At 68.1% G+C, this 23,524-nt stretch carries 22 protein-coding genes; 15 read left to right on the top strand and 7 right to left on the bottom strand.

Going from position 1 to position 23,524, the window contains the following annotated elements:
* Positions 1 to 5: 5 nt before the first annotated feature.
* Positions 6 to 473 (bottom strand): DUF6152 family protein, encoded by a 468-nt coding sequence (locus J2W23_RS20560; RefSeq protein WP_307650049.1) that lies wholly within the window; start codon positions 471 to 473, stop codon positions 6 to 8.
* A 25-nt stretch (positions 474 to 498) separates the two neighbouring features.
* A complete protein-coding gene (locus tag J2W23_RS20555; protein WP_013541657.1) occupies positions 499 to 918 on the bottom strand; it encodes a hypothetical protein in 420 nt (139 codons plus the stop codon).
* Positions 919 to 1,045: 127 nt separating this feature from the next.
* On the opposite strand from J2W23_RS20555, the gene J2W23_RS20550 reads away from it, so the two are divergent.
* Entirely contained in the window at positions 1,046 to 1,621 is a 576-nt protein-coding gene (locus J2W23_RS20550) for a sigma-70 family RNA polymerase sigma factor (protein ID WP_307650048.1), read from the top strand.
* A complete protein-coding gene (locus tag J2W23_RS20545) occupies positions 1,618 to 2,259 on the top strand; it encodes a DUF1109 domain-containing protein (RefSeq protein WP_307650047.1) in 642 nt (213 codons plus the stop codon). Before J2W23_RS20550 ends, J2W23_RS20545 begins: the two co-directional genes overlap by 4 nt.
* Before the next feature lie 20 nt (positions 2,260 to 2,279).
* Here J2W23_RS20545 and J2W23_RS20540 read toward each other — a convergent pair whose 3' ends face one another.
* Positions 2,280 to 3,797, bottom strand: a complete 1,518-nt coding sequence (locus J2W23_RS20540) for a helicase HerA-like C-terminal domain-containing protein (RefSeq protein WP_307650046.1) — start codon at positions 3,795 to 3,797, stop codon at positions 2,280 to 2,282.
* A 102-nt stretch (positions 3,798 to 3,899) separates the two neighbouring features.
* Here J2W23_RS20540 and J2W23_RS20535 point away from each other — a divergent pair, with 102 nt between their 5' ends.
* Genes J2W23_RS20535 through fabG form a run of 10 tightly spaced genes read left to right on the top strand, consistent with a single transcriptional unit; the run spans position 3,900 to position 13,408 of the window.
* A complete protein-coding gene (locus J2W23_RS20535) occupies positions 3,900 to 4,211 on the top strand; it encodes a phosphopantetheine-binding protein (protein ID WP_176657581.1) in 312 nt (103 codons plus the stop codon).
* Between the two features lie 3 nt (positions 4,212 to 4,214).
* Positions 4,215 to 4,859, top strand: a complete 645-nt coding sequence (locus J2W23_RS20530; RefSeq protein ID WP_176657580.1) for a hypothetical protein — start codon at positions 4,215 to 4,217, stop codon at positions 4,857 to 4,859.
* 16 nt (positions 4,860 to 4,875) lie between these two features.
* The gene (locus J2W23_RS20525) at positions 4,876 to 6,585 is read left to right on the top strand and encodes an AMP-binding protein (RefSeq protein WP_307650045.1); all 1,710 of its coding nucleotides are present in this window, start codon (positions 4,876 to 4,878) and stop codon (positions 6,583 to 6,585) included.
* The gene (locus tag J2W23_RS20520; RefSeq protein ID WP_307650044.1) at positions 6,585 to 7,592 is read left to right on the top strand and encodes an acyl-CoA synthetase; all 1,008 of its coding nucleotides are present in this window, start codon (positions 6,585 to 6,587) and stop codon (positions 7,590 to 7,592) included. The genes J2W23_RS20525 and J2W23_RS20520 overlap by 1 nt, the downstream gene beginning before the upstream one ends.
* A 28-nt stretch (positions 7,593 to 7,620) precedes the next feature.
* Entirely contained in the window at positions 7,621 to 8,208 is a 588-nt protein-coding gene (locus tag J2W23_RS20515) for a LolA-related protein (protein WP_307650043.1), read from the top strand.
* A complete protein-coding gene (locus J2W23_RS20510; RefSeq protein WP_307650042.1) occupies positions 8,205 to 10,607 on the top strand; it encodes an MMPL family transporter in 2,403 nt (800 codons plus the stop codon). Before J2W23_RS20515 ends, J2W23_RS20510 begins: the two co-directional genes overlap by 4 nt.
* Positions 10,607 to 11,449 carry a polysaccharide deacetylase family protein gene (locus J2W23_RS20505; RefSeq protein WP_307650041.1) on the top strand — a complete coding sequence of 281 codons (843 nt, stop codon included), beginning with the start codon at positions 10,607 to 10,609 and terminating at the stop codon, positions 11,447 to 11,449. The genes J2W23_RS20510 and J2W23_RS20505 overlap by 1 nt, the downstream gene beginning before the upstream one ends.
* Positions 11,450 to 11,457: 8 nt before the next feature.
* On the top strand, positions 11,458 to 12,213 hold the full coding sequence (locus J2W23_RS20500; protein WP_373423966.1) for a class I SAM-dependent methyltransferase: 756 nt from the start codon (positions 11,458 to 11,460) through the stop codon (positions 12,211 to 12,213).
* Positions 12,210 to 12,680 (top strand): hydroxymyristoyl-ACP dehydratase, encoded by a 471-nt coding sequence (locus J2W23_RS20495; protein ID WP_307650039.1) that lies wholly within the window; start codon positions 12,210 to 12,212, stop codon positions 12,678 to 12,680. The genes J2W23_RS20500 and J2W23_RS20495 overlap by 4 nt, the downstream gene beginning before the upstream one ends.
* Positions 12,677 to 13,408 carry a 3-oxoacyl-ACP reductase FabG gene (fabG, locus tag J2W23_RS20490; RefSeq protein ID WP_307650038.1) on the top strand — a complete coding sequence of 244 codons (732 nt, stop codon included), beginning with the start codon at positions 12,677 to 12,679 and terminating at the stop codon, positions 13,406 to 13,408. Before J2W23_RS20495 ends, fabG begins: the two co-directional genes overlap by 4 nt.
* Positions 13,409 to 13,421: 13 nt before the next feature.
* Here fabG and J2W23_RS20485 read toward each other — a convergent pair whose 3' ends face one another.
* The 4 genes from J2W23_RS20485 to J2W23_RS20470 form a co-directional block, all read right to left on the bottom strand.
* Positions 13,422 to 14,114 (bottom strand): mobilization protein, encoded by a 693-nt coding sequence (locus J2W23_RS20485; protein WP_307650037.1) that lies wholly within the window; start codon positions 14,112 to 14,114, stop codon positions 13,422 to 13,424.
* Positions 14,115 to 14,187: 73 nt separating this feature from the next.
* On the bottom strand, positions 14,188 to 15,480 hold the full coding sequence (locus tag J2W23_RS20480; protein WP_307650036.1) for a type II toxin-antitoxin system HipA family toxin: 1,293 nt from the start codon (positions 15,478 to 15,480) through the stop codon (positions 14,188 to 14,190).
* Positions 15,477 to 15,803, bottom strand: a complete 327-nt coding sequence (locus tag J2W23_RS20475; protein ID WP_307650035.1) for a helix-turn-helix domain-containing protein — start codon at positions 15,801 to 15,803, stop codon at positions 15,477 to 15,479. Before J2W23_RS20475 ends, J2W23_RS20480 begins: the two co-directional genes overlap by 4 nt.
* 67 nt (positions 15,804 to 15,870) lie before the next feature.
* Positions 15,871 to 16,581 carry a hypothetical protein gene (locus tag J2W23_RS20470; protein ID WP_307650034.1) on the bottom strand — a complete coding sequence of 237 codons (711 nt, stop codon included), beginning with the start codon at positions 16,579 to 16,581 and terminating at the stop codon, positions 15,871 to 15,873.
* A 162-nt stretch (positions 16,582 to 16,743) separates the two neighbouring features.
* On the opposite strand from J2W23_RS20470, the gene smc reads away from it, so the two are divergent.
* Genes smc through ligA form a run of 3 tightly spaced genes read left to right on the top strand, consistent with a single transcriptional unit; the run spans position 16,744 to position 23,483 of the window.
* Positions 16,744 to 20,259 (top strand): chromosome segregation protein SMC, encoded by a 3,516-nt coding sequence (smc, locus tag J2W23_RS20465; protein WP_307650033.1) that lies wholly within the window; start codon positions 16,744 to 16,746, stop codon positions 20,257 to 20,259.
* Between the two features lie 14 nt (positions 20,260 to 20,273).
* A complete protein-coding gene (locus tag J2W23_RS20460; RefSeq protein ID WP_176657568.1) occupies positions 20,274 to 21,374 on the top strand; it encodes a cell division protein ZipA C-terminal FtsZ-binding domain-containing protein in 1,101 nt (366 codons plus the stop codon).
* A 24-nt stretch (positions 21,375 to 21,398) separates the two neighbouring features.
* A complete protein-coding gene (gene ligA / locus J2W23_RS20455; RefSeq protein WP_307650032.1) occupies positions 21,399 to 23,483 on the top strand; it encodes an NAD-dependent DNA ligase LigA in 2,085 nt (694 codons plus the stop codon).
* Positions 23,484 to 23,524: the final 41 nt, after the last annotated feature.

The raw sequence follows: 23,524 nt of genomic DNA, 5'->3' as shown, positions 1-23,524 counted from the left end.
GGCATTCAGGCCGGCGAAGACCGCAGGCCGTAGGCCTTGCCGTCGACGAACAGGTATTCGGCGCGCAGCACCGCATCGCCTTTCTCGCCGGTGAAGGTGAAGCCGAGCACACCCACCTGGGTGCCGGGCTTGATCTCTTCCACGCCCCAGGCCTGCAGGCGCGTGAGGGGCGCCAGCTCGACCTGCCATTTGCGATCGCGCCGCGTCGGCAATTGCGCCTTTGCCAGCAGCCCGGGGCCGTCGACCGCCGTCGTCTGCTTGGGCAAGGCGCGTTGCTTCAGGTCGGCGGGGAGCGTGGGGTTGTCGGGCAGCTCGAGCTCCAGTTCGCCATGCGGATTGCGCCACATGACCTTGGTCGCGCGGCCTTCCAGGTACAGCGGTCGCTCCTGGTCGAAGCTGCTCCATCCGTGGTGGGCCCAGGCGGGGAGGGCAAGGCCCATCGAGGCGGCAATGAAGAGGCGTCTTTGCATCATCTCGGTCTCCTTCGGTTCAGGCGGTTCAGAGGTAGGCAATCCAGCGCCCGCAGATGATGACAGCGAGCCAAAACCCCAAGGACAGAAGGCATTGCACCTTGCCGAAGCGGTCGATGGCCGCGACACCGCTGCGGAAATGAAAGAGCGCGGCATTGGCGCCAGCCAGGGCGATCAGGAGCATCTTGATGCGAAAGGCGTTGTTCGCGAGCAGTTCGTCGGGCTGGCCCGAGAACATGGTGAGCCCGGTGGCCGCGCACAGCCCGAAGCCGACGAGGGCAGGGCGCAGCGTGAGACGTGCCAGCAGCGGCGCGGGCAGCTCGCGGCCCATGCCGAGCGCGCGCAGCTCGAACACCAGCAGCCCGCCGAACAGCAGCGCGATGCCGACGATGTGCACCACCTCCAGCGCCGGGTAGGCCCAGGGATGCGAGACGAGTCCGCGGAACATCGGCGCAGCTTAGCCCAAGGTGCGTGCGAAGGGCCTCCGGGCGCCGGCACCTTGCATGTCACGGCACAATCCAACGCACTATTTTTCGACCCGGCTGTAACCAGCCAGCCCGATGGCACGAACCCCTATGAGCAGCAGGATGCAGATGGGCGACGCGGAAGCGGCGCTGCGGAGCCTGTTCCTTCGGGGCCTCGATGGCGATGCGAACGCCTACCGCGAATTCCTGCAGAAACTCAGCGCGCACCTGCGCGCCTTTCTGGGCAAGCGCCTCTTTGGCTGGCCCGATGAAGTGGAAGACCTTGTCCAGGAATGCCTGCTCGCCATGCACAACCAGCGCCACACCTACCAGAGCGACCAGCCGCTGACGGCCTGGGTGCATGCCATTGCGCGCTACAAGATGATCGACCTGCTGCGTGCCAAGTCGGTCCGCGAAGACCTGCATGACCCGCTGGACGACGATCTCGCGGTGTTCGCCGATTCGGCCACCGAAGCAAGCGATGCGAGGCGCGACCTGGGTGGCCTGCTCGAGACGCTGCCCGAACGCCAGCGCCTGCCGATCGTGCACGTGAAGATCGAGGGCCTCTCGGTCGCCGAGACCGCGAGCCTCACGGGCATGTCGGAGTCGGCGGTGAAGGTCGGCATCCACCGCGGGCTCAAGGCGCTGGCCGCGCGCTTCGGCCATGACTGGAGGGCAGCCGCATGAAGACCGACGACCTGGTCGCGATGCTGGCGAACGGCCCCGTCGCGGTGCCGCGCCACGCCACGAACCGGCGGCTCAGGCTGGCGCTGGTGGTCGGCGTGCCGTTGTCTTTGATCATCCTGTTCGCCGCGTACGGCGTGCGGCGCGACCTGGTGCAGGCCATGTTCTGGCCGATGTTCTGGGTCAAGGTGCTGTTTCCGCTGTGCATCGCGGCAGCCGGCTTCGTGATGGTGCAGCGGCTCGCACGGCCGGGTGTTGCCGTGCGGCATGCCTGGGCCGGCGCGGCGCTGCCCGTGCTGGGCATCTGGGCGCTGGCCGTGGCCGCGTGGTTCGCCCTGCCGGCCGATGACCGGATGCCGTCGCTCATGGGGCAGTCGTGGCGCATCTGCGCGGCGAGCATCGGGCTGATGGCACTGCCGGTTTTCGCGGCCACGATGGTGGCGCTCAAGGGGCTGGCGCCCACGCAGCCCGCGCTGGCGGGCGCCGCTGCGGGGGCGCTCGCGGGTGGTGTCGGCGCCGCGGTCTATGCGCTGCACTGCATGGAGCTCACCGCGCCGTTCCTGGCGGTCTGGTATGTGAGCGGCATTGCCGTGCCGGTGCTGGTGGGCGCTGCGCTGGGCTCGCGCCTGCTGCGCTGGTAAGCGCTGCCGGCGCCTGGCGCTCAGCGCTTCTTGCTGCCGAAGATTCCGCCGAGCACGCCGCGCAGGATTTCCTTGCCCACCGAGGTGCCCATGGTGCGCACCGCCGACTTGGCCATGGTCTGCACCAGGCCGTCGCGCTTGCCGCCGCGCGGGCCGGTGCTGCCGAAGATCATGTCGTTGAGCATGCCGCCCATGCCGGAGCCGGCTTCCTCGGTGCCGGCCTTGCCGGCCGGCGTTTTGGCAGCGGGCGCATCGGGTGCGGACTCGGCGCGGCCCTTGAGCTTTTCGTAGGCCGACTCGCGGTCCACTGTTTTCTCGTAGACGCCGGCGACGAGCGAGTTGGCGACCAATGCCTTGCGCTGGTCGGGCGTGATCGGGCCGAGCTGGCTGCCGGGCGGCAGCACGAACACGCGCTCGGTCACGCTCGGGCGGCCCTTGGCATCGAGGAAGCTCACCAGCGCCTCGCCGACGGCGAGTTCGGTGATGGCGGTCTCGATGTCCAGGCCCGGCTTCTGGCGCATCGTGCTGGCGGCGGCCTTCACGGCCTTCTGGTCGCGCGGGGTGAAGGCGCGCAGCGCATGCTGCACGCGGTTGCCGAGCTGCGCCAGCACCGTGTCGGGAATGTCCAGCGGGTTCTGGGTGACGAAATACACGCCCACGCCCTTGGAGCGCACAAGCCGTACGACGAGCTCGATGCGTTCCACCAGCGCCTTGGGGGCCTCGTTGAAGAGCAGGTGGGCCTCGTCGAAGAAGAAAGCCAGCTTGGGCTGGTCGGGGTCGCCGATTTCGGGCAGTTGCTCGAACAACTCCGACAGCATCCACAAGAGGAAGGTCGCGTACAGGCGCGGCGAGTTCATCAGCTTGTCGGCGGCCAGCACGTTGACCACGCCCTTGCCGCCCACGGTCTGCATGAAATCGGCGATGTTGAGCATCGGCTCGCCGAAGAACTTGTCGCCGCCCTGGGTCTCGATCTGCAGCAGGCCGCGCTGGATGGCGCCCACGCTGGCGGCGCTGATGTTGCCGTACTGGGTGGTGAACTGGCTGGAGTTCTCGCCTACGTACTGCAGCATCGCGCGCAGGTCCTTCAGGTCGAGCAGCAGCATGCCGTTGTCGTCGGCGATCTTGAACACCAGGTTCAGCACGCCGGCCTGGGTTTCGTTCACGTCGAGCATGCGGCCGAGCAGCAGCGGGCCCATGTCGGAGACGGTGGCGCGCACCGGGTGGCCCTGCTCGCCGAAAACGTCCCACAGCGTGACGGGGCAGGCGGAGGGTTCGGGCACGTCGATGCCGCGTTCCTTCAGCGTGGCGGCCAGCTTGTCGCCGATGGTGCCTTTCTGGCTGATGCCCGTCAGGTCGCCCTTGACGTCGGCCATGAACACCGGCACGCCGATGCTGGAGAGCTTCTCGGCGATGGTCTGGAGGGTGACGGTCTTGCCCGTGCCGGTGGCGCCGGTGATCAGGCCGTGGCGGTTGGCAAGACTGGGGAGGAGGGCGCACTCGATGCTGTCGTGGCGGGCGATCAGAAGGGGGTCTGCCATGGAGGGCTCCGGGTCGTATCGAAGCGGTCAGTCTAATCAAGCGGCACTCCTATAATCCACGGCCGCACGATAGGTTCAGGAAAAAGTTTTCAGGAGGTTTTTTTGTCATCGACTGCTCAGCCCCCCATTCCCGCCACTGGCGATGCGTCCGAACAGTCGCCGATCGAAAAAGAACTCGCCGTGCTGCTCGTGAACGCCCTCAATCTCGAGGTTGCGCCCGAGGACATCGTTCCCACCGAGCCGCTGTACGGCGAAGGCCTGGGCCTGGACTCCATCGACATCCTCGAAGTTGCGCTCGAAGTCTCGCGGCGCTACGGTTTCCAGCTGCGTTCGGATGACGAACGCAACCAGCAGATCTTCCAGTCGCTGCGCACGCTCGCGACCCACGTCGCCCAGCACCGCAGCGCTTCCTGATCCATGTCACGATGGCGACTGGCGCTCCTGCTGCTGGTGGGAGTGGGCTATGCCGGCCTCTCTCACTGGATGACCCTGTTCCACGCCACCGAGCCGTGGGCGGTGGTGGTGCTTCTGGGGCCGCTCTGGATCGCCGCCATGGGCATGGCGGCCAGCTGGTTCGGCCGCTGGGGCTTTGCCGCGGCGCTGGCACTGGGCATCGGCGGCTTCTCGCTGGTCTTCCTGGGTGAAGCGGGCGATCCGAACCGTCTCTATGTGCTGCAGCACGTGGGCATCAACGGCGCGCTGTGCGGCTGGTTCGGCTCCACGCTGCGCGGCCGCGGGCTGCCGCTGATCACGCAGTTCGCGCAGCGCGTGCATCCGCTCAAGGGGCACATGCTGTCCTACACGACGCATCTCACGCAGGTCTGGACCGTGTATTTCGCGGTGGTGGTCGTGTCGTCGATCGTGGTCTACCTGACCCTGCCGTTCTCGGCCTGGTCGCTGCTGGCCAATGTGCTGTCGCCGTTGACGGTGGCGCTGCTTTTTGTCGGCGAGCACCTGGTGCGCTACAGGCTGCACCCGGAGTTCGAGCGCACCCGGCTCGTCGACGCGGTGCGCGCCTTCTACGGCACCTCCACGATCGACAACGGCGCCGGCCCCCGATGACACAGGCGCAGCCCGCGTGACGACAGACCCCCACTTCCTGCCCCTGCTCGCGGACCGCGACCCCGACGCCCCATTGGCCTGGCGCGCGGGCGTGCCCGTGAGCACCCGCCAGTTCCTGGCCGACGTGGCCCGCTTCGCGCCGGTGCTGCCGGCCGAAGGCCCCGCGGTCAACCTGTGCGTCGACCGCTACGCCTTCGCGGTGAGCCTCGGCGCCGCGCTGATGCGCGGCCATGCGAGCCTGTTGCCGCCCGACGCGCGGCCCGACACGCTGGCGCGCCTGGTCGAGAGCCACGGCACCCGCCTTTTCGCGCTCACCGACGACACGAAGCTCCAGACGCCCGGCATGCAGCGCGTGCTGATCGAAGACCGCTCCAGCCTAGAAGGCGACGCGAGCGCGACCGTGCCCGCGTTCGATGGTGCGATGCACGCGGCCAGCCTGCTCACCTCGGGCTCCACCGGCGCGCCGCAGCCCCACGCCAAGACCTGGCGCACGCTGGTGGGCGACGTGGCTGTCGCGGTCGAGCGGCTCAGCCGCGTACTCGGTCGTCCGTCGCTCGAGGGCCTCACGCTGGTCGCGACCGTGCCCGTGCAGCACAGCTACGGACTCGAATCGTCGGTGCTGCTGGCGATGCTGGGCGGCGCCATTTTCGAAAGCGGGCGGCCTTTCTTTCCGGCCGACGTGGCGCAGACGCTGGCCTCGGTGCCGCGTCCGCGCGCGCTGGTGACCACGCCGTTCCATCTGAAGACGCTGCTGCTCTCGGGCATCGAGCTGCCGCCGGTGGACCTGATCCTTTCGGCCACCGCGCCGCTGTCGCCGCAGCTCGCGCTCCAGGCCGAGCAGGCCACGGGCGGCGTGCTGCTCGAGATCTACGGAAGCACCGAGTCGGGCCAGGTCGCCACGCGACGCACCACCGAGAGCGAGATCTGGGAAAACTTTGGCCAGATCCGCGTGCGTGCGGAGCCGGGCGAGGGCGATGGCCCCGAGCGCTTCATCTTCGAAGGCGATTTCCTGCCCGAGCCGACGCCGCTGGCCGACGTGCTCGAGTTGCTGGACCACCGGCGCTTTCGCCTGTTCGGCCGCGCAAACGACCTGATCCACGTGGCTGGCCGGCGCAGTTCGCTCGCGCACCTGAACTACCACCTGAACAGCATTCCCGGCGTCGACGACGGTGCGTTCTGGCTGCCTGACGAAGTGGCCGACGGCGTGGTGCGGCCGGTGGCCTTCGTGGTCGCGCCGACGTTGACTTCGGGCGCGATCATCGCGGCGCTGCGGCAGCGCCTGGAGGCGGTGTTCGTGCCGCGGCGCGTGGTGCAGGTGAAGTCCTTTCCGCGCGAAGGCACCGGCAAGCTCACGGTGCGGGCGCTGCGCGAGTTCGCGCTGGCGCAACTCGCGGAAGACGACACGCCGGTGAAGATCGTCCACACCGTGCCCACTGACCATCCCTCTTTCGCCGGCCATTTCCCCGGCCAGCCGCTGCTGCCCGGTGCGCTGGTGCTGGCCGAGGTCATGGAGGCCATCCGGCGTGTGCCGGCGCTGGTCGCGCGGCTCGGAGCGAGCCCGACGCTCGCTGCGGCGAAGTTCCTGGCCCCGGTGCGGCCCGGCAGCACGCTTTCCATCGAGCTGCACCCGGAAGCCGGTGCCGGCCGCGGCGTGCGTTTCGACGTGCGTTGCGACGGCGTGGTGGCTGTCACCGGCCGCTGGACCGCCGTGCAAGAGTCTGCGTGATGAAGCACACCGATGCCGAAACGCGCGCCGTCAACGAGGCCGCCCGGACTGCCCAGACCCCGCCGCAGAAGAGCGGCTGGACGCAGGCGCCCGAGCGCAGCAACATGCTCGCGCTGCGCTTCATCTGCTTCATGGCCCTGGTGTGCGGGCGCCACATCACGCGGCTGCTGCTGCCGCCGATCAGCCTTTACTTCCTGCTGTTCGCACCGTCGCCGCGCCGGCAGATCAAGCGCTACCTGTTTCGCGCCATCGGCCCGCACGCGGGCTGGATCGACGGCTACCGGCTGCTGCACGCGTTCTCCTCGACGGTGCTCGACCGGGTGTATTTCCTCCGCGGGCGCATGGACCTCTTCAAGCTGACGATCGAGGGCAACGTGCCGCTCGAGACCGAGGCCGCCGAAGGGCGGGGCGCCTTTCTGCTCGGTGCGCACGTGGGCAGCTTCGAGGTGATGGGTGCCTGCAAGCACCGCACGCAGCAGCAGAGCCTGCGCCTCGCGATGCTGATGTACCCCGACAACGCGCAGCGCATCACGGCCATCCTCAACCACATCGCGGTGCCCGAGATGCGGCCGCACGTGATCGCGCTCGGCCGGCCGAATTCGATGCTCGCGCTGCGCGACTGGCTCGACGACGGCGGCCTGGGCGGCATGCTGGCCGACCGCACCCTGCCGGGCAGCGAAGACCAGCCCTCGCACCACCGCGGCAACAACATCGTGCTGCCGTTCCTTGGCCAGCCGGCCTCCTTCAACGACGGGCCGTTCCGTCTTGCGGCGCTGCTGCGCCGCAAGGTGTTCTTCATGGCCGGCCTTTATGGCGGCGGCGCTCGCTACGATGTCCGATTCGATCCGCTGGCCGACTTTGCCGAGCCGGCGGTCGACGCCGCAGACCGCGAGCGGCGCATCCGCGCCGCGGTCGAGGCCTACGTCGCTCGCCTGGAGGCGCTGTGCCGCGCTTATCCGTACAACTGGTTCAACTTTCATGATTTCTGGCTCGAAGATGCGGCTTGACCGACTTTGCAAGGTGTTGGTGCTTGCGGTGGCTTTTTGTGCCGCGCCGGCGTGGGCGTTCGACCTGCCCGAGTTGATGGGCCTCCTGGCCAGGCAGAAGAGCGGCGAGGCCCGCTTCACCGAACAACGCTTCGTGCACGGCCTGGAAGGCCCGCTCGATGCGAGCGGCACGTTGAGCTTCGATGCGCCTGACAAGCTCGTGCGCCGCACCTTGTCCCCGCGCACCGAGACCATGGCCGTCGATGGCAACACGCTCACGCTCTCGCGCGGCGGCCGCAACCGCACGCTGGCACTGGACAGCATGCCCGAGCTGCTCGGCCTGGTCGAAGCCATGCGCGGCACGCTGAGCGGCGATGGCGTCACGCTGCAGCGCTATTTCAAGAGCACGGTGACGGGCGCGCCGGGCAAGTGGACGCTCGACCTCACGCCCATGGACAGCCGGCTGGCCGCGCAGGTGCGCAGCATCCGCATCAGCGGCCGCGCGAGCGACGTTCTGGGGCTGGAGATGGAGTTCATCGGCGGTGACCGCTCGGTCATGACCATCTCGCCGAACGCTCCCGCGGCCCCGGCGACCAACGCGGCCCCGTCCGGCGCGACCGGACGCACCACACCGTGACCGGCGTGACCGCGGCGCCGCAGGCCGGCGGTCCGCCGGGCTGGCGGCGCAGGGCCATCGTGCTGATCGCATGGCTGCTGGTGCTGTTGTGCGGCGCCGTCGTCATCGCGCGCACGCAGATCGGCGCCGATCTCTCGGCCTTCCTGCCCAAGAGCCCCGACCTGCGCCAGAGGGTGCTGATCGAACAACTGCAAAGCGGCGTCGCCTCGCGCACGCTGATGCTGGGCATGGAAGGCGGCAGCGCCGAGCAGCGCGCCGCAGCATCGCGTGCGACGGCGAAGGCCATGCGCGAGAGCCAGCTCTTCGACCTGGTCCAGAACGGCGACGTCGGCGACTGGAGCGAAGCCGGCACCTGGGTGTTCGAGCACCGCTACCAGCTTTCGCCCGCGGCCATGCCGGGGCACTTCACCGCCGAGGGCCTGCGCGACGCGATCAACGAGACGCTGTCGATGCTGGGCACGCCGGCCGGCAACGTGATCAAGCCCTTCCTCGACCGCGACCCGACCGGCGAGACCCAGCGCATCGCCATGGAGCTGGTGCCGGCGAGCGCGCCGCGCAGCGAAGACGGCGTGTGGATGTCGCGCACCGCGCCGCGCGCGCTGATGATCGCCACCACGCGCGCAGCGGGCAGCGACCTCGATGCGCAGGCCGTGGCCATCGCGAAGGTGCACGCGGCCTTCGAAGCCGCCACGCGCGAGATGGGCGAAGCCAGGCCCAAGCTGCTGCTGAGCGGCCCACCGGTGTTCTCGGTGATGAGCCGCGACAAGATCAAGACCGAAGCGATCCATCTGGCGATCGTCGGCGGCATCGTGATGGGGGTGCTGCTGCTGCTGGCTTTCGCTTCGCCGCGCGCGTTGCTCATCGCCTTCCTGCCGGTGGCGACGGGCGTGGTGATCGGCACCGCGAGCGTGAGCCTGGTGTTCGGCTCGGTGCACGGCCTCACGCTGGGGTTCGGCAGCACGCTGATCGGCGAGACGGTGGACTACGCCATCTATTACCTGATCCAGGCACGCGGGGCGGCCGTGGCCGGCACGGGCTGGCAGCGCTGGCGCGACCTCAATTGGCCCACCGTGCGGCTCGGGCTGTTGACCTCGGTGTGCGGCTTCGCGGCGCTGGTGTTCTCGGGCTTTCCGGGGCTTGCGCAGCTCGGCGTGTTTTCCATCGCCGGCCTGGTCTCGGCCGCGCTCGCCACGCGCTACGTGCTGCCGATGCTCGCGCCCGATGGCGCGACCGGCATGGGCATGCGCAAGTACATGGCGCAGGTCGCCGGCATGCTGGTGCGCGGCCTGCCGCGCCTGCGCTGGCCATTGGCTGCGCTCGGCGTGGCTGCGCTGGGTCTGGTGCTGTGGCAGGGCGGGCACCTCTGGCGCGCCGACCTGGGCGCGATGAGCCCGGTGCCCAAGTCGGCCCAGCAGCTCGACGAAATGCTGCGCAACGACATCGGCGCGAGCGACGGCGGCGTGCTGGTGGTGGCCTACGGCGACGACGATCAGGCGGCGCTGCAGAACACCGAAGCGGCGGCGGCGAAGCTCGATGCGCTGGTCGACACGGGCGAACTCATCGGCTATGAGGCCGTCACCCGCGTGCTGCCCAGCGCGGCCACGCAGCGGGCGCGCATCGCGAGCCTGCCCGATGCGGCCACGCTGCAAGCCAGTCTCGCCGAGGCCACGAAGGGCATGCCGCTGCCGGCTTCGCGGCTCGGGCCTTTCCTGGCCGACGTCGAGGCGGCGCGCAAGCAATCGCCCGTGCAGCGCGCCGACCTGGCTGGCGGGCCGCTCGGCTCTGTGCTGAACACGCTGATGTACCAGCGCCCGGGCGGCGGATGGGCGACGTTGCTGGTGCTGCACCCCGGACCGAAGTTCGACCAGGGCCGGCTCGAAGCCGCGCTCGCGGGCACGACCGACGTGCAGGTGGTCGATGTCGGCCGCGAACTTGCGAGCCTCTACCAGCGCTACCTGCACGAAGCTTTCGTGCAGGTGCTGCTCGGTGCGCTGGCGGTGGTGGTGCTGCTGGGCATCTACCTGCGGTCGTGGCGTCGGCTGCTGGCGGTGTGCCAGCCGCTGGTGTTCGCGGTGATGCTCACGCTCGGCGGCATGGCGCTGGCGCAGGCTGCGCTGGGCATCCTCCATTTGGTGGGGCTGCTGTTGATCGTGGCGGTGGGCTCGAACTACGCGCTGTTCTTCGACCAGCTGCGCACAACGGGGAGGGCGGACGAAGACACGCTGGCCTCGCTGATGCTGGCCAATCTGACAACGGTGGTGTCGTTTGGCCTGATTGCGATATCGGACATCCCGGCACTGTCGTCAATCGGTCGCGTGGTGGCCCCGGGGGCTTTGCTGGCGCTGCTGCTGTCGGCGGCGTTTGCCCGGCGCGTGGCACCGCCCGTGCGGCGCTCCTGATGGGAAAATCTGCCGCCATGTCTTCCGCAGCCGTCACTGCTTCCGAATCCTGGCCCTGGCCGCGGGCCATGCGCGCCAGCGCGGCCTTGCATGTGGCGGCCATCGGCGCAGGCGTGCTCGTGCCGGGCGCGTGGCCGTGGGCCATCGGCGCGATCGTGCTCAACCACGCGCTGATCACCGGCGCCGGACTCACGCCGCGCAGCAACCTGCTGGGACCCAACGTCACGCGGCTGCCCGAAGCGGCGGCCGCTCGCCGCGAAGTGGCGATCACCATCGACGACGGGCCGGAGCCCGAAGTCACCCCCCGCGTGCTCGACCTGCTGGACGCCCACGGCCAGCGCGCCACCTTCTTCTGCATTGCCGAGCGCGTGCTGGCGCATCCGGAACTGGCGCGCGAGATCGTCGCGCGCGGCCACAGCATCCAGAACCATACGGCGCGGCACCGGCACAATTTTTCGTTCCTCGGGCCACGCGGCTTCGCGAGCGAAATCGCACGGGCGCAGGACATCCTGACCGAGGTCACCGGCCAGCGCCCGACCTGTTTCCGCGCGCCCGCCGGCCTGCGCAATCCCTTTCTCGAACCCGTTCTGCACCGACTGGGCCTCTCGCTCGTGAGCTGGACGCGGCGCGGTTTCGACACGCGTGAAGGCGACGCCGCCAAGGTGACGGCGCGCCTCGCCCGCAACCTGCAGGCCCGCGACATCCTGTTGCTGCACGACGGCAACGCCGCGCGCACCGCCGAAGGAAAACCCGTTTTGCTGGAGGTACTGCCCTTGTTGCTCGAACGCCTGCGCGCCGATGGATTGCGCGCCGTGACCCTGCCCGAAGGGATGAAGTCGTGAGTGCCGTGATGTCGTCACCATCGACCGACAACGCCTGGCGCGAGCTGCACGAAGCTGCCACCGTTCCCTACAAGAAGGGCGGCACCTTCGCCTGGCAGTTCGCACGCGGCAAGCTCGGGCGCGACCCGGTGTTCCGTGGCCTGCTCGAACGCGGGCTGATCGACGCGCAGCATCGGCGCGTGGTCGACATCGGATGTGGGCAGGGCCTGTTCGTGAGCCTGCTGGCGTCGATGAGCGCAATGCAGCAGCAGGGGCGCTGGCCCGCTTCATGGGCGCCCACGCCGGCCGCCGCGGACTACACGGGCATCGAGCTGATGCCCAAGGACGTGGCGCGCGCCGAGGCATCGGTCGGCCATCTGCAGCCGACGCCGCGCCTGGTGTGCGCCGACATGTGCTCTGCCGCCTTGCCCGACTGCGACCTGGTCGTGATCCTCGACGTGCTGCACTACGTGGACCTCACCGCGCAGGAAGGCGTGCTGACGCGCGTGCGCGATGCGCTCCGGCGTGGTAGCAGTCCGAAAGCCCGCTTGCTGCTGCGCGTGGGCGATGCGTCGAGCCGCCGTGGTTTCGCGATCAGCCAATGGGTCGACCGCACGGTGACGCGCATTCGCGGCCACAAGGTCTCGCCGACCTGGGGGCGTCCGCTCGCCGAATGGACGGCGCTGCTGCAGCGCCTGGGCTTCCGTGTGCAGAGCATTCCGATGAGCGAAGGCACGCCGTTCGCCAACGTGCTGCTGGTCGCCGACCTGGAGACCGCCGCTTGACGGCACCGCAGACGCTCGACCGCGCGGGCATTGCCGCGCGCATTCCGCACAGCGGCAGCATGTGCCTCCTGGACCGGCTCGACGGGTGGGATGCGGAGGTGATCCGCTGCAGCACGACGACCCACAGGCTGGCGGAAAACCCGTTGCGTACGGCCGGTGGATTGCTGGCCCCGAATGCCATCGAATACGCGGCGCAGGCCATGGCGCTGCATGGCGGCCTGCTGGCTGCTGAAGGCAGCACGCCCTCGGCCGGTTTTCTGGCGAGTGCGCGCAATGTGCGGCTGGCCGTCGCACGGCTGGACGACATCGAAGGCGCACTGCACGTGCAGGCCCGGCGCCTGTCGGGCGACGAGCGTCAGATCCTCTATGAATTCACGGTGAATGCCGACGACGGCCGCACGCTGGCCGAGGGCCGGGCCGTGGTGGTCCTGAATACACCGCTTGCAACAGAAAGCACCGCAGCATGAGTCTCGAAGGAAAACGCGCGCTGATCACGGGCGCCAGCGGCGCGCTCGGCGCGGCCATGGCCGAGCGATTTGCGCGGGATGGTGCGACGGTGCTGTTGCATGCCAATTCGCGGCCGGAAGCAGTCGAGCAATTGGCGGCTTCGATCACTGCGGCGGGCGGCAAGGCTGAATGCCATGTGTTCGATCTGCGCAGTGACGAGGCCTCCGCGGCTGCGTGCGCGCGCATCCTGGAAGGCGGCGCGGTCCAGATCCTCGTCAACAACGCCGGCGTGCATGACGACGCGGTGCTGCCGGGCATGCGCGCCGATCAGTGGCACAAGGTGATCGATGTGTCGCTCAACGGCTTCTTCCGCGTGACGCAGCCGTTGCTGCTGCCGATGATGCGCACGCGCTGGGGGCGCATCCTGAACATCTCGTCGGTGTCGGCGATCGCGGGCAACCGGGGGCAAGTGAACTACGCCGCGGCCAAGGGCGCGCTCAATAGCGCGACCAAGGCGCTGTCGCTCGAAGTGGCGTCGCGCGGCGTCACGGTCAATGCGATTGCGCCCGGGATCATCGCCTCGCCGATGGCGGATGCGGTGTTCGATCCCGCGGTCATCAACCAGATGGTGCCGGTGAAGCGTGCGGGAACACCGCAGGAAGTGGCCGCGCTGGCGTCGTTCCTGGCCAGCGACGACGCGGCCTACATCACCGGGCAGGTGATCTCGATCAACGGCGGGATGATCTGAGCCGAGGCCGCCGCTACAGCGGCAGCGTGTCGAACGCGGCGTAGGCCGTCGCGAGCCACGATTTTACGCGCTGGCGTTCCAGCAGGCCCAGCGCATGCGGCCCTTCGCGATCGTTCACGGCCTTCCAGAAGCTCGTGTTCTGCGCATCGATCTTGCGCATGCTGGCTTCATGCAAACGTGGCAGCGCAATGACGCGCGCGCCGTTCGCATTCGCCTTGGAGAGCGACTGCGAGGCCAGCAACATTCCGAAGTCGCTGCCGCGGCCGTAGTTCTGCACCACGATGTAGTTGGGCCGGTTGCCGAAGGTGTCGATGAGCGTGCCGAGCAGGTCGGTGGAGTCCTTGCCATCGTCGAGCACGTGCCAGAAGTTGACGGTCACGCCGATCTCGGCGAAGACGTCGAACAGGTCCGATTCCTTGATCCAGCGCGACAGCGGGGCCAGCGTCTGGGCTGCGAGGTCGACGATCACGCTTTGCTTTGGGTTGGTTTCGAAGCCGTTCACCACCGTGTCGAGGCCTTCGTAGCTGTCGACTACGACGGGCGAGGCAAAGCCTTCGTAGAAGCGGGTGAACGAGCTGTGCGAACGGTCGGTGTCGAAGCCGGTGAAGGGGCGGCTGCGGTCGATGAAGTACTGCGCCAGGACGCGCGCCGTGACCGACTTGCCGACACCGCCTTTTTCGCCGCCGATGAAATTGATGGAGCTCATGAGTTGCTGCTGCCTCGAATGGGTTGAGGGGTGAAGGGCTGAATCATTCTAGGGGGCGTGTTTTCACGTTCGTCTATTTGCCGCGCTTCGTCATGCCTTGCAGCAAGGGATGTGCCTGCAAGCGCTGCTGCAGCCGCTTTTTCCATGGCAGAGGCAGTGTCGAGGCGTCGATCATTTCGGGCCAGAGGCTGCGTGCGAGGCGTGCCGTGTCGGTGACCACGCGGCGCACCAGTGGTTCGTGCAGGCCGGTCGAAAAGCAGAAGGCGCGCACGTTGGCGGGCGTGAAGAGGGCGGTGCGTCGGGGCGCTGCGGCGTTCGTCGGCAGGAGAGGAAGCGCATGGCCGTCGACGCCCTGGATCGCTGCGTACGCCACGATGTCGTAGGCCGGCGCGAACCGTGGTGCGATGCCGTCGGCGTACAGCACGCCGAAGTTCTTGAGGTGGGCGTCGGGGTTGCCGAGCAGGTCGTTCACCGCGAGGCGCCGTACGAGTTCGAGCACCGCGCTCTCGCCCAGCGAGGGGAAGGCCTGCATCGCAAGCGCCATGTCGAGGTAGCTCGCGCTGTACTTGTGCATCGGGTCGACGGCGAGCACCTGCGCGAAATCTTCGAAATGGATGCGGCGCGCGCCGTCACGGTCGAAGCGCGTCACGGCCAGGAAGTCGGGCTCGTCGGGCAATGCGTAGCTGTGCTCGGCCTTGATGGCCGAGAGCGGTGCGAGTTCGGCCTCGCATACCTCGACACCCGCAGCGCGCGCCATCTGCAGCGAGAGCATTTCGAGCTGCGGCATGTGTGGCCGTCCGGCCACGGGCAGCTTGGCGATCACGCGGGTGCTCGCGCCGGCCCGCGTGCGCGCCACATAACGCCCTCCCTGGCGGCGCAGGCCCAGCTTGGGCTGTACGCCCGACACCGAAATGCCCTGCGGCATCGGCAGTTCGACCACGGACATCTCGAGCGCGTCCTGGTCCTGGGTGATGAGACGCTGCAGCGTGCCGCGGTCCACCGAGACCGGTTTGGCACTCACTGCCCCGGGCAGGTCGCCGCCACAGGCCGCAAGCAGTTCGAAATGATCGTTTTCCCGGCAGCCGCGCAACTGCGCGATATGGCTGCGCAGCACGCCTTCGGGCAGCAGGTTCTGGAAGAAGCGCGGCAATTGGCCGCCCTGCGCATTGAAGAGCGGGTTCTTTACGTCGCTCCAGAGAGCGGCCTGTGTCGAGGGATCGCTCGCCACCATCGACAGGGACAGCACCTCCGGCGGCGGCGCGGCGATCAGCTCGGGTTCCGCCACGAAGCGGCACAGGTCGGCGTACTGGAAGAGCTTGCCGAAGCGTCGTGTGCCGAGCGAGATCTCCAATATCTTGACGTTCATGGCGAGCGTCGCTTGTTGTTGGTGGTGGTGTACGGTGGCGGAGCCGGGGCCTGTGCGACCGCATGGCCCACGCGGGTGGTGACAGGGCGGTAGCCGGGATCGGTGCCAGTGGTTTCACCGAACCCCTTGGGCGCCAGTTGCAGTTCCAGCCCGAGCGCATCGACCAGCGCGAGCAGGGACGACAGCTGCGGATTGCCCTGGAGGCTCAGGGCATTGCGCACCGATCGTTCGGTGAGCCCCGAACGCAGCGCGATCTCGGCGGTCGAGACGCCAGTGGCATCGCGCCGCGCGGCCAGGGTGGTGATGAGTTCCTGCTTGTTCACGGAAATATATTACCGTAAATAGAGTTATGGGAAATATATTTCCCTTGGTCTGTGGTACCCGCCGGGCCTATTTCGGCAACAGCGTGAAAAAGGGCATGACCACGCCCATGACCCAGTTCTGCCCGAAATCGAGCGCCGCGCGGCGGTATTTCTCGTCGGCCTGCGCGGCCAGCAGATCGAGCCGGGCGACCACCTTCGACAGCTCGCGGTCGGCCACGAGGTTGCGGCCGCGCTCGCTGATCTCGGTGGCCAGCAGCAGCGGCTGGCCGTCGGGGCCGGTCTTGGAGGAGATCAGCCAGAGCGATATCTCGAAATTGCGCGCGGCCCGGTAGCTGTTCTCGGCGTCGACGCCGTCGATCATGGTCTGTTCCCAGGTGCCGCCGTTGGCCTGCTTGAGCATCGAGGCCCAGCCGACCACCAGCGCCGCGACGCGGTCGCCCTGGTAGGGCTGCGGCCCGGTCTCGAAAGCCAGCCGGATGGCCTCGATACCGGTGGCGCCGCGCAACTCGGGGAGGTCGGGGCCTTTGAGGACCGCGTCCCAGGCCCGTTGACTGGCCTCGTCGATGCTGGCTGCCGACTTGCGCCATTCCCGTGGATTGCGCTTGTAGAGCGTGGTCTGCACGCGCCGTATCGATTGCAGGTTGTCGCGCAGCGAGAGGTTCGCGATGCGGTTGGCGCCGGATTGCAGCCATTCCTGGTTGGCATAGGGCTCGGCCCGCTCGGTCGAGCGAAACGACGAGCAGCCCGCCAGGCCGAGCAAGGAGGCGGCGCCTGCCAACAGGCAGGTGCGTCGCGCCGCAAGGGGTAAAACCGGAGAAACACTCATGCCCTGACGTTATCATCCAAGACTGGGGCGGCGGCTCGCTTCGAGCAGCGAGCCCGTGCAATTTTCCTTACAAATCAATACCTTGGCGTTAACGCCAAGGCAGGCCGACAAGTCGTGCGTCTCAATTCCATCAAGCTTTCGGGCTTCAAGTCGTTCGCCGAACCCACCAACTTCCTGCTGCCGGGCCAACTGGTCGGCGTGGTCGGGCCCAACGGTTGCGGCAAGTCGAACATCATGGATGCGGTGCGCTGGGTGCTTGGCGAGTCCCGCGCATCCGAACTGCGCGGCGAGTCGATGCAGGACGTGATCTTCAACGGCACGACCACCCGCAAGCAGGCCAGCCGTTCGAGCGTCGAGCTGGTGTTCGACAACGCCGACCACCGCGCCGGCGGTCAGTGGAACCAGTTCGGCGAAATTGCGGTGCGGCGCGTGCTCACGCGCGACGGCACCAGCAGCTACTACATCAACAACCAGCCGGTGCGCCGCCGCGATGTGCAGGACGTGTTCCTGGGCACCGGCCTCGGCCCGCGCGCCTACGCCATCATCGGCCAGGGCACGATCAGCCGGATCATCGAATCCAAGCCCGAGGAACTGCGCCTGTTCCTCGAGGAAGCCGCCGGCGTCTCCAAGTACAAGGAGCGCCGCCGCGAGACCGAAAACCGCCTGGGCGACACGCGCGAGAACCTCACGCGCGTCGAGGACATCCTGCGCGAACTCAATGCCAACCTCGAAAAGCTCGAGAAGCAGGCCGAGGTGGCCGCGCGCTACAACACGCTGCAGGGCGAAGCCACCAAGAAGCAGCACCAGCTGTGGTTCCTCAAGCGCAGCGAGAGCGACGCCGACCAGGCCAAGATCAAGGCCGATTCCGAGCGGGCGATCAACGACCTCGAATCGCGCACTGCGGACCTGCGCCACATCGAAGCCGAACTCGAGACCGTGCGCCAGGCCCACTACGCCGCCGGCGACCAGGTCAACCAGGCGCAGGGCAAGCTCTATGAGGCCAGTGCCGAAGTCGGCCGGCTCGAAGGCGAGATCCGTTTCGTGGTCGAAGGCCGCCAGCGCGTCGAGCAGCGGCTGGTCCAGTTGCGCGAGCAGATGGGCCAGTGGGGCACACGCCGCGAAGAGGCCGAGGCCGAGATCGAGACGCTGGCCGGGAAGGGCGTCGATGCCGAAGAGCAGGCGATCCTTCTGGCCGCCCAGCTCGAGGAACACGACGCGCGCATGCCCGAGCTCGAAGAGGCCGTGCAGCGCGCCCAGGACGAAGCCAACAACCAGCGCACGACCGTGTCGCAGGTGCAGCAGCAGATCCAGGTGTTGGCCGCCGACCAGCGCAACATCGAAGACCAGAGCCGCCAGCTCACGCAGCGCAGCGAACGCCTGCGCGCCGACCAGAACGCGCTGGCCGCGCCCGACGAGGCCCGTCTGCTCGACATGCAGGAGCAGCTTGCCGCCGCGCAGGAAACCGCCAGCGAAGCCGAAGCCCGTCTGCACGAGTTGCAAGAGGCCGTGCCGCAACTGGACGACGACCGCCGCGCGAAACAGCAGGCCGTCAACACCGAAGGTGCGCGCCACGCCGAGTTTTCGGCGCGGCTCGAAGCGCTGCGTGCGTTGCAGGAGAAGGTCAAGACCGACGGCAAGCTGGCCCCCTGGCTCGCCAAGCATGGCCTGGACGGCCTGCAGGGCCTGTGGAGCCGCATCCACATCGAGCAGGGCTGGGAAAGCGCGCTCGAAGCGGCCCTCCGCGAGCGCCTGGGTGCGCTCGAAGTCAGCCGGCTCGACATGGTCCGTGCCTTCGGCAACGACGCGCCGCCGGCCAAGCTCGCGTTCTACAGCCCGCCGTCGGCCGGCGCGCCGCAAGGCACGGCCGCGCTGCCGCGGTTGTCGAGCCTGTTGCGCCTGAACGATGCCGGCCAGCAAGCGCTGCTGAACGACTGGCTCCATGGCTGCTACACCGCTGCGAGTTTCGAAGAAGCACTGGCGCAGCGCGCCACGCTGCAGCCGGGCGAAGTCATCTACGTGCAGAGCGGCCATGCCGTGTCCTCGCACAGCGTCAACTTCTACGCGCCCGATTCCGAGCAGGCCGGCCTTTTGGCCCGCCAGCAGGAAATGGAAAACCTGGAGCGCCAGCTCAAGGCCCAGACGCTCATCAACGAAGAAGCGCGCACCGCGCTGATCCGTGCGGAAGCCGCCTACGGCGACGCCGCCCAGCGCCTCGTGACCGCGCGCCGCGAAGCGGCCGACACCCAGTCGCGCGCCCACGAATTGCAGGTCGAGACGCTGCGCATGACCCAGCTCGCCGAGCAGACGCGTGCGCGCAGCCAGCAGCTGGCTTCCGACCTTGGCGAAGTCGATGCGCAGCTCGAAGAACTGCAAGAGAAGCGCATCGCCGCCGAAGGCCGCTTCGAAGAGCTGGACATGCAACTGGCCGACAGCCAGGAGCGCCATGCGCAGCTCGACGAGCGCGTGATCGAGGCCGGCCGCGCGCTGAATGCCAGCCGCGAGCAGCACCGCAGCCTCGAACGTCAAGCGCAGGAAGCCACCTTCTCGCAGCGCACGCTCGAGGCGCGCCGTGCCGAACTGAATCGCGCCATCGAGACCGCGTCGCAGCAGGTTGTGGCGCTCACCGACGAAGACGAGCGTGCCCGCGCCGAACTCGGCCGGCTCTCCGATGCCGCCGCGCAAGCCGGCCTGCAGGATGCGCTGTCGCTCAAGCTCGAACGCGAAACTGCGCTCGGCGCATCGCGCAGCCAGTACGACGACCTCACGCTCAAGCTGCGCGCGAGCGACGAGCGCCGCCTGCAGCTGGAGCGCGAGCTCGATCCGCTGCGCCAGCGCATCACCGAATTCCAGCTCAAGGAACAGGCCGCGCGCCTGGGCGTCGAGCAGTACCAGCAATTGCTGGAAGACGCCGGCGCCGACCTCGAAGCCATCGCGCAATCCATCGAGACCGACAAGGTGCGCCTCACCGGCCTGCAGAGCGAAATCGACCGCCTCAACCGCGAAGTGGTGGCGCTGGGCGCGGTGAACCTCGCCGCGCTCGACGAACTGGCGATCGCGAGCGAACGCAAGACCTTCCTCGACGCCCAGTCGGCCGACCTGAACGAAGCCATCGGTACGCTCGAAGATGCCATCCGCAAGATCGACGCCGAAACGCGCGAGCTGCTCGGCGGCACGTTCAAGATCGTCAACGAGCACTTCAGCCGCATGTTCCCCGAGCTCTTCGGCGGCGGCAACGCGCGGCTGGTGATGACGGGCGACGAAATCCTCGATGCCGGCGTGCAGGTGCTCGCGCAGCCGCCCGGCAAGAAGAACCAGACCATCCACCTGCTCTCGGGCGGCGAGAAGGCGCTCACGGCCATCGCGCTGGTGTTTGCCATCTTCCAGCTGAACCCGGCGCCGTTTTGCCTGCTGGACGAAGTGGACGCGCCGCTGGACGACGCCAACACCGAGCGCTATGCCAAACTCGTGACCGCCATGAGCCGCGAAACCCAGTTCCTCTTCATCAGCCACAACAAGATCGCCATGGAAATGGCCGAGCAGTTGATCGGCGTCACGATGCAGGAGCAGGGCGTCTCGCGCATCGTCGCGGTGGACATGGAGGCCGCGGCCTCCATGGTCGAGGCCGCTTGAGTCGAGCGGCGCGCATGAGCAACCTCACTCTCGCTCTCTCCATTCTTGGGGGCCTCGTTCTCGCGGCCGTCGTCGGCTACGAAGCCCTGATGTCGCGCCGCAATGCGCCGCGCCAGCCGGATGCGGTGGATACCGCGCTGGCCGACGTGGAGCGCTCGATGTCGTCGGACGATGGCGTGGAACCCAGGCTGCACGTCGATCCCAACCAGCTTTCGGCGCACGACCGCCACGAGCCGTTGTTCGACCCCGATTTGCCGGCGCCCAGTGGCGTTCCGGTCGCCACCGGCGAGCGGCGCGGCGGGCTCGATCCGCTGATCGACGTGATTGCCCCGGTCTCGCTGGACGGCCTCGCCTCGGGCGACGCCGCCATCGCGGCCATGCCGCCGACGCGTCGCGCGGGGAGCAAGCCGGTCGCCATCGAAGGCCTCAACGAGCACACCGGCCAATGGGAGCCGCCGGTCGCCGGGCAGCGCTACAGCGCGTTCCAGGTCGGCGTGCAGCTGGCCAACCGGACGGGGGCGCTCAACGAGATCGAGTACTCCGAATTCGTGGTCAAGGCACAAGCCTTCGCCGATGCGGTCAACGGTTCACCCGAATTCCCCGAAATGCTCGACGAAGTGGCGCGGGCCCGCGAGCTCGACCAGTTCGCGAGCGCGCACGATGCGCAACTCGGCTTCGTGCTGCGCGCGCTGCATGCGGCCTGGAGTCCGGGCTATGTGCAGCAGAACGCCGCGCGGCTTGGTTTCGTGGCCGGCATCATCCCGGGGCGCATGGTGCTGCCGACCGGAGAGGTCGGGCTGCCGCCGATCCTCGGGCTGGCGTTCGATACGCAGGCAGCGCTGGCCGACGACCCGGCGCAATCGGCCATCCGCGAGCTCAGCCTGAGCCTCGATGTGCCGCAAGTGGACCGTGCTGAAGAGCCGTTCCGCCGCATGCGCGAAGCCGCCGCCACGCTTGCGCGCGAGATGGACGGCGTGGTGACCGACAGCGACGGCCAGTTGCTGCGCGACGAGACGATGGACGTCATCGGCAACGATCTCGAGCAGCTCTACGACACGCTCGATGCGCGTGATCTTGCGGCGGGCTCGCCGCTTGCACGCCGCCTCTTCAGCTAACTCCGATTTCCGGGAGACACCCACATGACGACGCGCGACGAGGCGGCACGCGAAGCCGCCGCACTGAGCGAACAGCTTCACAAGCACGCCCATCTTTACTACGTGCTCGACGCGCCCGCACTGCCCGACGCCGAGTACGACAAGCTGTTCCAGCGCCTGCAGGCCCTGGAGACGGAATTCCCCGAACTGCGTACGCCCGATTCGCCGACGCAGCGCGTCGGCGGCAAGGTGCTCGACGGTTTCACCAAGGTGCGTCACAAGGTGCCGATGCTGTCGATCCGCACCGAGACCGACATCACGCCCGGCGGCGCCAGCGCCTTCGATGCGCGCGTGCGCAAGGAACTGGGCCTGGCCGAAGATGGGCCGCAGGTGTCGTACGTCTGCGAGCTCAAGTTCGACGGCTTGGCCATGAACCTGCGTTATGAAGACGGCGTGCTGGTGCAGGCTGCGACGCGCGGCGACGGCGAAGTCGGCGAAGACGTCACGCAGAACATCCGCACCGTGCGCGAAATTCCGTTGCGGCTCAATGGCAAGGCGCCGCCGGTGGTCGAGGTGCGCGGCGAGGTCTACATGAAGCGCGCCGATTTCGACGCGCTCAATGAACGTCAGCGCGAAAAAATCGCGGCTGGCCAGAAGAACGAGAAGGTGTTCGTCAATCCGCGCAATGCGGCGGCTGGTGCGGTGCGGCAGCTCGATCCGGCGATTGCCGCGGCGCGGCCGCTGAGCTTCTTTGCCTACGGTCTCGGCGAAGTCACGCCGGCCGCGGAAGGCGGGCCGGATTGTCCGACCCAGTTCGATTGGCTGCAGCAGTTCCATGCCTGGGGTTTTCCCGTGGCGACGCAAACCGCACGGGCGACCGGTGCCATCGAACTGATCGCATTCCATGAAAACATCGGCCGCCAGCGCGATGCCTTGCCCTACGACATCGATGGCGTGGTCTACAAGGTCGACAGCGTCGAGTTGCAGCGGCAACTGGGCTTTGTCTCGCGCGAGCCTCGCTGGGCCGTGGCGCACAAGTACCCCGCGCAAGAGCAACTGACCGAGGTGCTGGGCATCGAGATCCAGGTCGGCCGCACCGGCAAGCTCACGCCGGTCGCCAAGCTGGCGCCGGTGTTCGTCGGCGGCGTGACCGTGACCAACGCCACGCTGCACAACGAGGACGAGGCTCGCCGCAAGGACGTGCGCGTGGGCGATACCGTCATCGTGCGACGCGCGGGTGACGTGATTCCCGAGGTGGTCGGCGTGGTGCCCGAGAGCCTCGCCAAGCCCGAAGGCGAGCGCGGACCGGTCTTCACCATGCCGCACCAGTGCCCCGTGTGCGGCTCGGAAGCCGTGCGCGAAGAGGAAGAAGTCGACTACCGCTGCACGGGCGGACTCTTTTGCGCAGCGCAGCGCAAGGAGGCCATCCTGCACTTCGCGGCGCGGCGCGCGGTCGATGTCGACGGGCTGGGCGACAAGCTGGTCGAGCAGTTGGTCGACGCCAATCTGATCCGCACCTTGCCCGATCTCTACAAGCTCGGATTCACCACGCTGGCGGGGCTGGACCGCATGGCCGAGAAGTCGGCCAAGAACCTCGTCGATGCGCTCGAAGCATCCAAGAAAACCACGCTGCCGCGCTTCCTGTTCGGGCTGGGCATCCGGCACGTGGGCGAAAGCACCGCGAAGGACCTCGCCAAGCATTTCGGCAAGCTAGACGCCATCATGGACGCGACCGAGGAGCAGTTGCTCGAGGTCAACGACGTCGGCCCGGTGGTGGCGCAGAGCCTGCGCACCTTCTTCGACCAGCCGCACAACCGCGAGGTCGTCGAGCAGTTGCGCGCCTGCGGGCTGACATGGGAAGAGGGCGAGCCCGCGGCTCGCGCGCCCAAGCCGTTGGCGGGCCTGACCTTCGTGATCACCGGCACCCTTCCTACGCTGGGCCGCGACGAGGCGAAGGATAAATTGGAGGCAGCCGGTGCCAAGGTCGCCGGCTCTGTCAGCAAGAAGACCCACTACCTCGTGGCCGGCGAAGAAGCCGGCAGCAAGCTCGACAAGGCCCGGGAAATCGGGGTGGCGGTGATTGATGAGGCGCGTATGCTGGAGATTCTCGAGAACGGCATCACGGAATGAAGGCGCGACTGGCGGCCTCTTTACCGGCCGTTACGTGACTT

It is taken from the genome of Variovorax boronicumulans, from assembly GCF_030812215.1.
Classification (GTDB): domain Bacteria; phylum Pseudomonadota; class Gammaproteobacteria; order Burkholderiales; family Burkholderiaceae_C; genus Variovorax; species Variovorax boronicumulans_C.
Note: the sequence above shows the minus strand (reverse complement) of the source record. Positions and strands in the feature narration are given on the sequence as shown.